The following is a 13324-nucleotide window of genomic DNA, read 5'->3' as shown; positions in this document are numbered from 1 at the left end:
CGCGACGCCGCGCCGGAAAAAAGGGTGCCGGCCGTTGTTCCTCCCGTCCCGGCGCCCGGTGCGGCCGGGCCGCCGGGCGCAGCCTGGGCTGGGGCGGTGCCGAAGAACCGGAAGCGGGCAGGGCGGGAGGGTTCAGCCAATGGCGGACCGCAGCGCGGCAATGACCTCGGGCAGGCGCACGCCGTCGGCGCGGGCGGCGAAGCTCAGCGCCACGCGGTGCCGCAGCACCGGCTCCGCCAGCGCCGCCACGTCGTCGAGCGAGGGGGCGAGGCGGCCGTCGAGCAGGGCGCGGGCGCGGGTGGCCAGCATCAGCGCCTGCGCCGCGCGCGGGCCGGGGCCGTAGGCGAGCTGGCGCGCGGCCTCGCTCACGCCGCCGGTTCCGCCCAGGTCCGGACGGGCGCCGCGCACCAGCCGCAGGATCGCGTCCACCACGCTGTCGCCCACGGGGATGCGGCGCACCAGCGCCTGGGCGGACAGCAGCTCACCCGGGCGGAGCACCGCCACCGGCCGTTCCTCGCGCGCGCCGGTGGTGGCGAGCAGCATGGCGCGCTCGGCGGCGAGGTCCGGGTAGCCGACCTCGACCTCGAGCAGGAAGCGGTCGAGCTGCGCTTCGGGCAGCGGGTAGGTGCCTTCCTGCTCGATCGGGTTCTGCGTGGCCAGGACGTGGAAGGGGGCGGGCAGGTCCAGGATCTCGCCGCCCACCGACACCCGGCGCTCCTGCATCGCCTGCAGCAGCGCGGACTGGGTGCGGGGCGAGGCGCGGTTGATCTCGTCGGCCATCAGCAGCTGTGTGAAGACCGGGCCGCGGATGAAGCGGAAGGCGCGCCGGCCGTGCTCGCCCTCCTCCAGAACCTCGGAGCCCAGGATGTCGGCCGGCATCAGGTCGGGCGTGAACTGGATGCGCCGACCATCGAGGCCCAGCACCGTGCCCAGCGTTTCCACGAGCCTGGTCTTGCCCAGGCCCGGCAGGCCCACCAGCAGCGCGTGGCCGCCGGACAGCAGCGAGACGAGGACCTGCTCCACCACCTCTTCCTGGCCCAGGATCACCCGCGTCACGGCGGCGCGCGCCTCGCCCAGGCGGGCCGACAGCGCCGCGGCCTCGGCCGCCAGGGCTTCGGGGCTGACGGTGGCCTCACGAATTTGCGAGTGTTGATCGCCGGCCACTACTTCACCCATGCCTTGCAGGCTCCCTATATGCCGGGGGTCGGGTGGCCCAAGGAGCGGGCCAGGCCGGCGTCCGTTCGGTTCTCGTCACGGCATGGACCAGCCTATGACCCTAGCGACCCGCGAGGAAACAACGAAACCGCTACCGCCACTCCCGCCCCTGGCGCCAGTGACGTTTCGTAAGCGCGACTGCGGCGCCTTCGACATGCGGATCGGTCGTGACGGAACCTGGTACTACCAGGGCTCGCCGATCCGGCGGAAGGAGCTGGTTTGCCTGTTTTCCAGCGTTCTGCACCGCGAACCGGACGGCAGCTACGTGCTGGAAACGCCGGCCGAGCGCGGGCGGATCGAGGTGGACGACGCCCCCTTCGTGGCGGTGGAGCTGTGCTGGCGCCATTGCAATTGTGATCATGGTGGCGGCAAGGAGCAGTGCCTGACCTTCCGCACCAACCTCGACGAGGTGGTCACCGCGGGGATCGGCAACCCGATCCGGGTGGAAACCGACCCCCTGACCGGCGAGCCCAGCCCCTACGTGCTGGTGCGGCCGGGACTGGAAGCGCGGATCAGCCGGGCGGTGTTCTACGAGCTGGTGGCGCTGTCGGAGGCCGAGGTGATCGAGGGGCGCGAGGTCCTGGGCGTTTGGAGCCAGGGCGTGTTCTTCCCGATCGGTGAGCCGGTCCCGGATGAGTTGACGGAAGAGGACTGGGACGACGAGGACGACCTTTCCGCCTGAGGGCGACGGGCCTGAGCGCGGTGGGTCCGGGGGCGACGGGGAAGAGGCCGGCGCCAGGTGGCAGCCGCTGGAGGCCGCGCGGGATGCCGGCCGGGGACGCGACGATGCCGGGGATGCGGGTGAGGCCGGCGGCAGCGCCGACACCGCGAGCTTGGGGAGCCTGACCCCGGAAACCTCGAGCCCGGAACCGACGGGCCGCTCCCTTGCCCCGCTTCCCTCCATAGCGGCACCGGCTACCGTTTCGAGCATGGCCGGGATCACGGCGCGCCTGCGGCGTGGCCTCCTGCCGGCGCATGCCGGCGTGGAGGCCGCGTCCGCCGGGCTGCGCCGCGCCGCCGTGCTGGTGGCGATCGTGGCGGGCGAGGCACCGCCGGGCGAGCGGAACCGGCAGCCGGTGATCGGGGGCGAGGCCGGCGCGGAGGAAGCGCCGGAGCGGGGATGCTCGGTGCTGCTGACGCTGCGCGCCGCTCGGCTGTCCGCCCATGCCGGGCAGGTGGCGCTGCCGGGCGGCAGCATCGAGGCCGGGGAAACGCCGGAGGCCGCGGCCCTGCGCGAGGCGGCCGAGGAGATCGGGCTCGACCCGCGCCTGCCGGAGGTGATCGGCCGCCTGCCGGGCCGCGCCACCGGCACCGGCTTCCACATCACCCCCGTGGTGGCGATCCTGCATCCGCCCTTCACCCTGACGCCCGACCCGGGCGAGGTGGCCGAGATCTTTCGCTATCCTGTGTCCACCCTGCTCGACCCGGCGCAGCCGGTGCGGCGCGACGACCTGTGGGCCGGAAAGTCCTTCTGGGTCTGGCCGCACGAGCGGCACTTGGTCTGGGGCGCCACGGCGGAGATCCTGCGGCAGCTGTCGCTGGTGCTGCGTGGCTGAGTTCGACCACGAGGACGGCCCGCACGGGCAGGTCGCGGTGCCGGCGCCGCTGATGTCCGGCGCGGGCCGGGCGGTGCTGCGCGCCCTGCCGAACAGCCGCGCCGTGGGGGGCTGCGTGCGCGACGCGCTGGCCGGGCGCCCGATCGCCGACATCGACGTGGGCGTGCCCCTGCCGCCCGAGGAAGCCGTGCGGCTGTTGCGGGCGGCGGGGCTGAAGGTCGTGGAAACCGGGCTGGCGCACGGCACCGTCACCGCGATCCTGACCGGTGAGCCGGTGGAGGTCACCAGCCTGCGCCGCGACGTCGCCACCGACGGCCGCCATGCCGAGGTGGAATGGACCACCAGCTGGCGCGAGGACGCGGCGCGCCGGGACTTCACGATCAACGCCATGTCGCTCGACGCCGAGGGGCGCCTGTGGGACTGGTTCGGCGGCCGCGCCGATCTCGCGGCCGGGGTGGTGCGCTTCGTGGGCGAGCCGCGGCAGCGACTGCGCGAGGACTACCTGCGGGCGCTGCGCTTCTTCCGCTTCCAGGCGCGCTACGGCACCGGCACGCCCGACCCCGGGGCGCTGGCCGCCATCCGGGACGCGGCGGGGGAACTCCACCGCCTGTCGGCCGAGCGCGTGTGGAGCGAGCTCAAGCGGCTGCTGGCCGCACCCGACCCGACCGGGGCGCTGCAGCTGATGGCGGAAACGGGCGTGCTGCGCGCGGTGCTGCCGGAAGCCGACCCGGCGCTGCTGCCGGGGCTGGGGCGGGCGATCGCGGCGGGGATGCCGGCGGACCCGGTGCTGCGGCTGGCGGCGCTGCTGCCGCGCGGCGATGCCGGGGGCGCCGCACAGGGGACTGGCCGGGAGATCGCGGACCGTCTGCGCTTCTCGAACGAGGAACGGAGCAACCTCGAGGCGCTGGAGAAGCTGATCCGGCGCGAGGATTTCGGCGGCAGCCCCGGCCTCCTCGACGACGCGGCGTTCCGGCGCTGGCTGGTCACCCGAGGGGACCCGCTGCTGCCGGTGGGGGAAGCCTGGCTGACACAAGCGCGGGAGGGGCACGACGCCTCGGCGCTGCGGGCCAGGATCGCGGCGACGCCCTTTCCCGTCTTTCCCTTGCTGGGACGCGACGCCGTGGCGGCCGGGGTCAGGCCCGGGCCCGCGCTGGGCCGGCTGCTGGGGGAGGTCCGGGCCTGGTGGCTGGCCGGCGGCTGCACCGCCGATGCCGAGGCATGCCGCGCCGAATTGCGACGCAGGGTTACGGACGATAGCGCCCGGTGATGGGGCTCATTCCCACGGGCGCGCTGGGCGGTGGTGGGGACGGCGGCTAGTCTCGCGCGGCTCCTGCCGGGCGGGCACCGCGTCGGCACCACGACCTTCAAGGAACATCCTGCCGATGCTGCGCGACGACACGCTTGCCACCGTTTGGGCGCCCCGCCTGCTCGCCCTGCTGCGGATCGTCGCGGCGCTGCTCTTCATGGAGCACGGCACGCAGAAGCTCTTCGGCTTTCCGGCGCTGGCGAACCAGCCGCCCGTGATGTCGATCTACTGGTTCGCCGCGATCATCGAGGTTGTGGGCGGCCTGTTGCTGCTGGTGGGCCTCTTTACCCGCGCCGTGGCCTTTATCTGCTCGGGCGAGATGGCCTTCGCCTACTTCATGAGCCACGCCCCGCGGAACTTCTTCCCCGCTATCAACGGCGGCGACGCGGCGATCCTGTTCTGCTTCGTGTTCCTGTTCATGGCGGCCGCCGGCGGCGGGGCCTGGGCGGTCGACAACCTGCGCGTCCGCCGCCTTTCGGCCGTGCCGGCGGAATGACCTGAGGGGGCGGCCACCGCGCCGCCCCATCCCGCCCCGTCGGGGTGCCTCGCCGGGGCGCCCCCTTCGCGGCGCCCTGCCAAGGACTCCTGTTCCGGGCCTCCATCGCGGCAATCCCACCACGGGTTCCCGCTCCCGGCCTCCCGTCGCCGGTATCTTGCCAGGCGCCATTACCGGGCGCCCTGTTCCGGCAACCCCGCGCATCGCGGTGCTGCCGGGGAGGGGGGAAGCCCAGCACCGCCGCGCGTGCTAACCCCCGCCGCGACATGGCCCGCCCGATCCCACACCCGCTTTCCGCCGACACCACGCGGGCGCTGCTGCGCCGTCTCTGGCGCGGCTACGTCAGCCGTCACCCACGCGGGATCGCGGTGGCGGTGGTCTCGACCGGGGCGGTGGCGGGCCTCACCGCGCTGTATCCGGTGGTGATCCAGCAGGCCTTCGATCTGTTCACCAAGGGCGATTCGCGCATCAGCTGGCTGGCCCCGCCGGCGATCATCCTGCTGACCTGCTGCAAGGCCGCCGCCCAGTACGGGCAGGCGGTCTCGGTGCAGGCCGTGGTGCTGCGGGTGATCGAGGCACTGCAGAACGACCTGTTCCGCGCCCTCACCCGGGCCGACCTCGCCACCGTGGCGCGCGAGGCCCCCGCCCGCCACGCCGCGCGCTTCACCGCCGACGCCCAGGCCATCCGCGAAGCGCTGACCAAGGCGATCAACGGCGTGGCCGACCTGCTGACCGTGGTGGGGCTGGTGGGCTCGATGATCTGGCTCGACTGGCAGATGACGCTGGTGGCGGCGCTGCTGTATCCGGTGGCGGTGGTGCCGGTGCTGCGGCTGGGCAAGCGGATCCGCCACGCCTCGGGCGGGATGCAGGACCGGCTGGGCGAACTGGCCGCGACGCTGACGGAATCCTTCGGCGCGGCGCGGGTGGTGCGGAGCTATCGCCTGGAGGAGGCCGAGGAAGCGCGCGCCGGCCGGGCCTTCGCGCAGCTGCGCGAAGGCTTGCTCTCGATCAACCGCACGCGCTCCTCGCTCGACCCGATGCTGGAGGCGATCGGCGGCGTGGCGGTGGCGGCGATCCTGGCGGTGGTGGGCTGGCGCGTATCGGCCGGCATCGGCACGGTGGGGCAGTTCACCGGCTTCGTGGCGGCGCTGCTGATCGCCTCGCGACCCGTGCGCTCGTTGGGTTCGCTCAATGCCGCCCTGCAGGAAGGCCTGGCCGGGCTGTCGCGGGTCTTCGCGGTGGTGGACACGCCGGTGCGCATCGTCGCACCGCCCGGCGCCCCGGCGCTGCCGGCGGGTGAGGGACGGTTGGAGTTCCAGGAGGTCGGCTTCCGCTACGAGGGCACCGAGGCGGCTTCGCTCCATGGCGTGAGCTTCGTGGCCGAGCCCGGGCGCACCGTGGCGCTGGTGGGGCCTTCGGGCGCGGGCAAGTCCACGGCGCTGTCGCTGGTGCCGCGCCTTTACGACGTGAGCAGCGGCGCGGTGCGGCTCGACGGTGCCGACCTGCGTGAGGTTTCGCTCGACGCGCTGCGCGACAGCATCGCCTACGTGGGCCAGGACGCGGTGATCTTCGACGACACTGCCTACAACAACATCAGCTGCGGCCGGCCCGGCGCCACCCGTGCCGAGGTCTGGGATGCCGCCCGCGCCGCGGCCGCCTTCGACTTCCTCAACGCCCTGCCGGACGGCTTCGACACGGTGCTGGGGCCGGGCGGGTCGCGGCTGTCGGGCGGGCAGCGGCAGCGCGTGTCGCTGGCCCGCGCACTGTTGCGCAACCCGCGCGTGCTGCTGCTGGATGAGGCGACCAGCGCGCTCGACACCGAGAACGAGGCGCTGGTGCAGGCCGCCATCGCCCGGCTGCGCGCCGGCCGCACAACGCTGGTGGTGGCGCACCGCCTGTCCACCGTGCGCGAGGCCGATCTGATCGTGGCGATGGAGCACGGCACGGTGGCGGAACAGGGAACCCATGACGCGCTGATGGCGCGGGGCGGCGTTTACGCCCGGCTGGTGCGGACGCAGAGCTTCGTGGCGGGTTAGGGGCCGCGTGGCCCCTGGCAACCGCGCCTCCGGCGTGCCGGGGGCGACAACCGGACGACCTCCGCGTCACGCATGGCGGCGCAGCGGACCGGGTGGCGGCCAGGACGCCGTGAGGTGTTCTTCCGCGGAGGCACCGGCCTCCGCGAGTGGGGCAGTGCCGGGTGCGAACCCGCTGCCGAGGGGCCCGGCTGTTGTCGCGACGCCGCGGCAGGGCTCATGTTCGCTGATCCGTTGCTTGGAAGGAAACGACATGCGCCTGCCTGTTCTTTGCGGAGGCCTGGCCCTCGGCTTCGCCGCCGGTGTTTTCGCGGCCGGGATGGTGCCCTCCGCCGGTGCCCAGACCGGCGCCCAGGCGCCTGCTCCAGCCGCGCCGCTCACCGCGCGCATCGTCAACCTCGCCGCCATGAGCGAGGACGAGATCGGCCCGCTGATCAACAACACCGACCTGCGCAGCCGCACGCTGGTCGCCACCGCGAACGGCACGGTGGCCCTGCAAAGCGGAAACGTCTTCAAGCACTTCCACGAGGAAACGGATGAGATCCAGTTCATCCTCGACGGCAGCGGCTCCTTCTGGCTCGGCGATCGCGAGGTGCAGGTGAAGCCGGGCGACCTCATCATCGTCCCGCGGGGCACGCCCCATGCCGGATCGCACGCGACGACCGGCCGCTTCCGGGCCATCGCGATCAAGCTTCCGCCCCAGCGGGCCAACGACACCCACCCGGTGCCATAAGCTCTGGGCCATAAGCTTCGGACCATAAGCTTCGGGCCGTGACGTCGGGGCCGCCCCGGCGCCCCGCCGCTTCATCCGCCCGGGCGGTTGCCGATGGGGCTAAAGCTGGCTTTCCACCGGCAGCCAGCGCACCAGCTGCGCCAGCAGCCGGCGGCCGAAGCTGGCGTCGGGCTCCTTGTGGCGCAGGCGCGGCCGCCCGTCGGGACGCAGGTCGGTCCAGCTCATGATGCCGTGGCGCAGGCGCACGTGGTAGGACCGCGCCGGCGAGGCGAGGCGGTGGAACTCCTCCTGCAACCGCTCCGCCAGGCCGGCGTGGTGGATAAAGGCGCCCATCTCCGTGTTGAGGTTGGCCGAGCGCGGGTCGAGGTTGAAGGAACCCACGAAGATCCGCTGCCGGTCGAGCGAGAAGGCCTTGGTGTGCAGGCTCGCACCCTTGGAGCCCAGCACGCCCGCGTTCTCGTCGCCGGAGCGGCGGAGCTCGTACAGGTCGATCCCGGCCTTGAGCAGCCGGCGGCGATAGCGGGCGTAGCCCCCATGCACCGCCACCACGTCGGTCGCGGCCAGCGAGTTGGTGACCACGGTGATCCGCACGCCGCGCCGCAGCAGGTCGATCAGCACCCGGGTCCCGGCCTCGCCCGGCACGAAGTAGGGCGAGATCAGCAGCGCCTCGTGCCGCGCGCCCAGCAGCGCGGCGCCCACCGCGTTCACCAGCTTGCCGCGCACCTCCTCGCCGGAAGCCTTGTCGGGCGGGTCGGCGGCGACGTCCACCTCGATGTCCTGGGTGGGCAGGAGGCCGGACTCGCCGTCCAGCACGTCCTGGATCCGGCTGTTTTCCAGCCGCTCGATGTAGGGACGCGCTTCCTCGGAGTCCGCCACGCTGCTCAGCTGCGGCCGCAGCGTCTCGAGCTCCTCCGCGGTGCCGTAGCCCGCGCAGCCCACCCCCCGCAGCGACAGCCGGTGGTTCCAGTAGCGCTCGAACTGCCGCACCGCCTGCGCGGCCGCGACGCCTGCCACCGCCACGTCGAGGTCGCGGAAGTTGAAGTCGCCCGAGGCGTCGAAATACTCGTCGCCGATGTTGCGCCCGCCCAGGATCGCGAGCCGGTTGTCGGCGATCCAGGACTTGTTGTGCATCCGGTGGTTCAGCTGCCCGCGGCTGGCCACCATCTCCAGCATGAAGCCCAGCCGCCCCAGGAAGCGCCAGCGGTGGGCGTTGAACAGCCGGACCTCGATGCAGGGATGCGCCCCCAGCGAGCAGAGCAGCGGCAGGGCCGAATGCTCGTCGAGCACCGTGCTGTCATCCAGCAGCAGCCGCACCCGCACGCCCCGGTCGGCGGCGGCCAGCAGCTCCGCCGCCAGCAGGCGCCCGGTGATGCCGTCGTGCCAGGCGTAGTATTGCAGGTCGAGCGTGCGGGTCGCCTTGCGGGCGCTGGCGGCGCGCACGGCGAAGGCTTCCAGCCCGTCGGCGATCAGCGCGGCCCCGGTGTCGGAGCCGATCCGCGCCAGCGCGTGATCCAGCGTCTGGTCCAGCGTCGGCGGCGGCCCCTGTCCAGCCAGCGCCTCGGCATCGCCGGGGTCGGCACGCCGGTCGTCGAAGCCCTGCGCATCGGTGCCCGCGCCGCGGGGTTGCCGGCGATCGGGGCGGCGCAGGCCGCGCGTGGAGGCCGCGGTGTTCATGCCGCGCTCACCAGCGGGCGCTCGGCCGCCACGGCCGGCAGCACCACCCGGGCGGTGAGGGGCAGGTGGTCCGAAGCGAGGCGTGCCAGCGGGGTGTCATGCGCCCGCACCCCCTGCACCAGCCCGTTCGGCCAGCCCAGGATGCGGTCCAGCGCCAGCACGGGCATGCGGGCGGGAAAGCTCGCCGGCGCTTCCGCCATCGGACCGAAGAAGGGCTCCAGCGAGCGCAGGGCGGAGCGCCGGCCGGGGCGCCACTCGTTCAGGTCGCCCATCATCAGCGTGGGCATGCTCTCGCCCTCGGCGATGGCGCGCAGGATGGCGCTGCCCTGCCGCATCCGGCAGTTCCGCAGCAGGCCGAAATGCGCCGCCACCACCCGCAGCCGCCCGACCGGCAGGTCGAGCTCGGCGATCACCGCGCCGCGCGGCTCGGCGCCGGGCAAGGCGAGGCGGCGCAGGCGCACCGGCGTGCCCTCACGCAGGAGGATGGCGTTGCCGTGCCAGCCGTGGCCGTCGGGCAGTTCCGAAACCCGCAGCAACTGCAGCCCGGCCTCGCGATGGAGGGTTTCGGCGTCGAGCAGCCCGTAGCGCCGGCCGAAGCGGCGGTCCGCTTCCTGCACCGCCACGAGATCGGCCTTCATCTCGCCGATCACGGCCGCCACGCGCTGCGGGTCGAAGCGCCCGTCGCGGCCCACGCACTTGTGCACGTTGTAGGAGCCGACCCGCAGGGCCTGCCCGCCGTGATCCCCCGGCTGGGGGTGCGGCGCGGCCACGGGCACGGCCGGGCCGCCGCGCAGGCGCTGCAGGATGTGGCGCGCGGCCTTCACGTGGGGGGCGGCCGGGCGCGTGGTCCGGAGAGGCTTCTGCGTCATCGTCGTCAGCGGGCCCGGCGTTGGCCCGGCGAGGTCACGGGAGGTGTCGCGGGGCGCGTGACAGGACCGGCGCCGGGGCTGGGGTCGGCAACAACGGGGGCGAGAGGGCGGAGGGGGATGCTCATGTCCTCAGGGATCATCGGTGACGCGGAGTGAGAACGTCTCACCGAAGAAAGGTTGACCGCGAAGATGTGCCCCCCGCCGCGCCGTCGCAACCCGTGGAATGGCGCCACCGGGCGAGCCGCGGCCAGCGCCGGACCGCCGCGCCCCAGCCGCGCCGGCAGGGGGGCGGGACCGCTGCGCGGTGGATACAAGAAGGCGGCGCAGGGACATCGCCGGAACCCGGCCTGGCCACCCATTCCTTCGCCCCGGCCGGCCGAAGCGACCCCCGCGGCGCGATACCCGCGCGGAGATGGCGGCGGCCGGGCTGCGCGACGACCCTTCGCGCGCCTGCCGCCACCCGTCGGACAGCCCCATTTCCGGCGCAGGCAACGTTGTGCCCCCTCGTTCGCTGTGTTCCCAAGGGGGTGCCGCCGGGCCTGAAAGGGGCAGGCCGGCGGGGCCGCCAGCACGCGCCGCCGCGCGAGCGCCGCATTCCGCCACACTTCGAACCCCTCCGCCCGGTTCGATCCGCTAGAAACCCCACGACCGACCCATCGCGCCCGCCGCCTCGCGGAGTCGCCCGAGCAACGGACCTGATGTTCACAGACCTGCCTCACATCCTCCTCGCCATCGCCGCCCTGCTGGTTGTTGTCAGCGCAGTGCAGCCGCTGGCCAACCGGCTGATGCTGTCGGACACCGTTCTCCTGGCCGTGGTCGGGATCGTGATCGGCGGCGGTGCCGCCTTCCTGATGGAGCGGCCCGTCGGCAAGGCGATCGACGACGTGGCGGGAACGCTCAGCAACTTCCCGGTGAATGCCGAGGTGTTCCTGTTCATCTTCCTGCCGCTGCTGGTGTTCCACGGGGCGCTGAGCATCGACGTCCGGCGGCTGGCGCGCGACGCGGCGCCGGTGCTGGTGATGGCGGTGGTGGCGGTGCTGGTGACCACCGCCGCGATCGGCTTCGCGCTGGCGCCCATCGCCGGCGTGTCGCTGACGGCCTGCCTGCTGCTGGGTGCCATCGTGGCCACCACCGACCCTTCCGCCGTGGTGGGGATCTTCCGCGATATCGGCGCCGACAGCCGCCTGACCCGGCTGGTGGAGGGAGAGAGCCTGCTCAACGACGCGGCGGCGATCTCGATCTTCACGATCCTGCTGGCGCAGATCTCGGGCCACCACACCACGGGCTGGCTGGATGCCTCGGTGACCCTGGTGACCTCGTTTGCCGGCGGGCTGCTGGTGGGCTTCGTCTTCGCGCGCGTCATGCTCTGGGTGGTGCCGGTGCTGGGCGGCAACCGCGCGGCGGAGGTGACGCTGACGCTGGCGCTGCCCTACCTGGCCTATATCGTCTGTGACGAGTTCCTTGGCGCCTCGGGCGTGGTGGCCGCTGCCGCCGCCGGCCTGACGGTGAGCGCGATCGGCCCTTCCACCTATCGCCCGCATTCCTGGGCCTACCTGAACGACGTCTGGGCGCAGCTGAGCTTCTGGGGCTCCTCGCTGGTCTTCGTGATGGCCTCGATGCTGGTGCCCAAGCTGCTGCTGGGGATGACGCGCTGGGACCTGGTGCTGATCGGCGTGGTGGTGGTGGCCGCAACTGCGGCGCGGGCGCTGGTGCTGTTCGGCGTGCTGCCGGTCCTGCGCATGGCCGGGCTGTCGCAGCGCATCCCGCTGCGCTTCAAGGCGACGATGCTTTGGGGGGGCTTGCGCGGCGCCATCACCCTGGCGCTGGCGCTCTCGGTCACGGAACACTACGGCGTGCCCTACGGCGTGCAGCGCTTCGTCACCATCCTGGCCACCGGCTACGCGCTGTTCACGCTGCTGATCAACGGCACCACGCTGCGCTTCGTGGTGCGGCTGCTCAAGCTGGACCAGCTCTCGCCTGCCGACCAGGCGCTGCGCAACCAGGTGGTGGCGATCGCGCTGGGCCAGGTCCGCGACCAGCTGCGCGGCACCGCGGCCGAGTTCGGCTTCTCGCCGCAGTCCACCGCGCACGTGCTGGACATGTACGAGCACCGGGTGAAGGCGGAGACCGCGGCCAATACCTTCGACACCGCCATCAGCGACCGGGAGCGTGTGACGCTGGGGCTGATCACCTACGCTTCGCAGGAACGCTCCATCCTGCTCGACATCTTCAAGGACCAGGGCCTGTCCCGGCGGATCATGGAAAGCCTGCTCTGGACCGCTGAGAGCATGATCGACGGCGCCCGCGCGGAAGGGCGGCTGGGCTATATCCAGGCCGCGCGTCGCCGCCTGCGGCCGACGCTGCGCTTCACCCTGTCGCAATGGCTGCACCGCACCTTCCGCATCGACGCGCCGCTGATGAATTGCATGGCGGAGCGTTTCGAAACGCTGCTGCTGACGCACCTGATCTCGATGGCGATGTCGCGTTTCATGCACCGCCGGATGGAGCCGGTGCTGGGCCGCCGCGTGACCGAAGTGGTGGGCGACATCGTGGCGCGGCGCGAGGACCTGCTGTCGGATGCCATGGACACGCTGCGGATGCAGTACCCGGGCTATGCCGAGGCGCTGGAAAGCCGGATGCTGCGCCAGTGGGGGCTGCGGCAGGAAGCCGACGAGTACGCCAGCCTCCAGAGCGAATCCCTGATCGGCGACGAGCTCTACGAGGAATTGCGGCGTTCTCTGGAGGAGTGGCGGCGGCAGATCAGCAAGCCGCTAAAGTTCAACCTCCAGTCCGGGCTGGACCGTCGCGTCAAGGAGTTCCCGGCTTTCGAGGGGCTGCAGGAGGCCGTGCTGCACGACCTGGCCATCAGCCTGACGATCCGCTTCACCGTGCCGGGCGAGCGGATCTACCGCCCTGGCCAGCGGGCGCGCTCGATCTTCCTGATCAGCTCGGGCGACGTGGAGTTCACCGAAGGCGGCCGCAGCGTCCATCTCGGCCCGGGCGACTTCTTCGGCGAGGCGGAGCTGATCGAGGGAGGCCGCCGCCGGGCCCGCGCCCGGGCCACGAGCTTCTGCCACCTGCTGGAACTGTCGGCCGCCGACTTCCGCCGGCTGATCCTCGATGCGCCGCAAATGGTGGTGCGGCTCCAGCGCCTTGCCGCTGAGCGCTTCCCGGCCGCCGAGCTACCGGCAGCCGAGGCGCCGCGGGAGTTGCCGCACGCCGCCGAGGCGCCGTTGCTGCGGCTGACGGACGACCATGGCGGGATGCTGCACCCGATGGACGAGGCGGTGCACGGCGCTACCGGCGACACCGTGGCGCGGGTGGCACGCTAGCGGGCCGCCGGGGAGCGGGGCGCCGGCCCCGCGTCCCGGCTTTCGCGCCCCAACTCTGGTGCCCCGACCCTGGTGCCCCCGGTCTTGGTGTCCTGGTCTTGGCGTCCTGA

General features: G+C 72.9%; 10 protein-coding genes. 7 read left to right on the top strand and 3 right to left on the bottom strand.

Translation table 11 applies throughout. The annotated features are described in order from the left end of the window. Positions 1–132: 132 nt before the first annotated feature. On the bottom strand, positions 133–1176 hold the full coding sequence (locus tag ACFFGY_RS15355) for an AAA family ATPase (protein WP_377045381.1): 1044 nt from the start codon (positions 1174–1176) through the stop codon (positions 133–135). A 157-nt stretch (positions 1177–1333) separates the two neighbouring features. On the opposite strand from ACFFGY_RS15355, the gene ACFFGY_RS15350 reads away from it, so the two are divergent. The 6 genes from ACFFGY_RS15350 to ACFFGY_RS15325 all read left to right on the top strand — a co-directional run bounded on the left by ACFFGY_RS15350 (position 1334) and on the right by ACFFGY_RS15325 (position 7339). After that, positions 1334–1897 carry a DUF1285 domain-containing protein gene (locus ACFFGY_RS15350; protein ID WP_456316170.1) on the top strand — a complete coding sequence of 188 codons (564 nt, stop codon included), beginning with the start codon at positions 1334–1336 and terminating at the stop codon, positions 1895–1897. Between the two features lie 247 nt (positions 1898–2144). Then, positions 2145–2771, top strand: a complete 627-nt coding sequence (locus ACFFGY_RS15345; protein WP_377045379.1) for an NUDIX hydrolase — start codon at positions 2145–2147, stop codon at positions 2769–2771. Then, positions 2764–4038: a CCA tRNA nucleotidyltransferase gene (locus tag ACFFGY_RS15340; protein WP_377045378.1), complete on the top strand. Its 1275-nt coding sequence runs from the start codon at positions 2764–2766 to the stop codon at positions 4036–4038. The genes ACFFGY_RS15345 and ACFFGY_RS15340 overlap by 8 nt, the downstream gene beginning before the upstream one ends. Before the next feature lie 115 nt (positions 4039–4153). Then, complete coding sequence (locus ACFFGY_RS15335) at positions 4154–4573, top strand: DoxX family protein (RefSeq protein WP_377045377.1); 420 nt, start codon at positions 4154–4156, stop codon at positions 4571–4573. 266 nt (positions 4574–4839) lie between these two features. Then, entirely contained in the window at positions 4840–6609 is a 1770-nt protein-coding gene (locus ACFFGY_RS15330; protein ID WP_377045376.1) for an ABC transporter ATP-binding protein, read from the top strand. Positions 6610–6859: 250 nt separating this feature from the next. Next, the gene (locus ACFFGY_RS15325) at positions 6860–7339 is read left to right on the top strand and encodes a cupin domain-containing protein (protein WP_377045375.1); all 480 of its coding nucleotides are present in this window, start codon (positions 6860–6862) and stop codon (positions 7337–7339) included. 99 nt (positions 7340–7438) lie between these two features. On the opposite strand, the gene ACFFGY_RS15320 is transcribed toward ACFFGY_RS15325, so the two are convergent. Both ACFFGY_RS15320 and ACFFGY_RS15315 read right to left on the bottom strand, forming a co-directional pair. Further along, positions 7439–9013, bottom strand: a complete 1575-nt coding sequence (locus ACFFGY_RS15320) for a phospholipase D family protein (RefSeq protein WP_377045374.1) — start codon at positions 9011–9013, stop codon at positions 7439–7441. Further along, entirely contained in the window at positions 9010–9882 is an 873-nt protein-coding gene (locus ACFFGY_RS15315; protein WP_377045373.1) for an endonuclease/exonuclease/phosphatase family protein, read from the bottom strand. Before ACFFGY_RS15315 ends, ACFFGY_RS15320 begins: the two co-directional genes overlap by 4 nt. A 698-nt stretch (positions 9883–10580) precedes the next feature. Between ACFFGY_RS15315 and ACFFGY_RS15310 the strand changes: the two genes are divergently transcribed. Beyond that, positions 10581–13214, top strand: a complete 2634-nt coding sequence (locus ACFFGY_RS15310; protein WP_377045372.1) for a cation:proton antiporter — start codon at positions 10581–10583, stop codon at positions 13212–13214. Positions 13215–13324: the final 110 nt, after the last annotated feature.

This window comes from Roseomonas elaeocarpi (assembly GCF_042433915.1).
Taxonomy (GTDB): Bacteria; Pseudomonadota; Alphaproteobacteria; order Acetobacterales; family Acetobacteraceae; genus Roseomonas; species Roseomonas elaeocarpi.
Note: the sequence above shows the minus strand (reverse complement) of the source record. Positions and strands in the feature narration are given on the sequence as shown.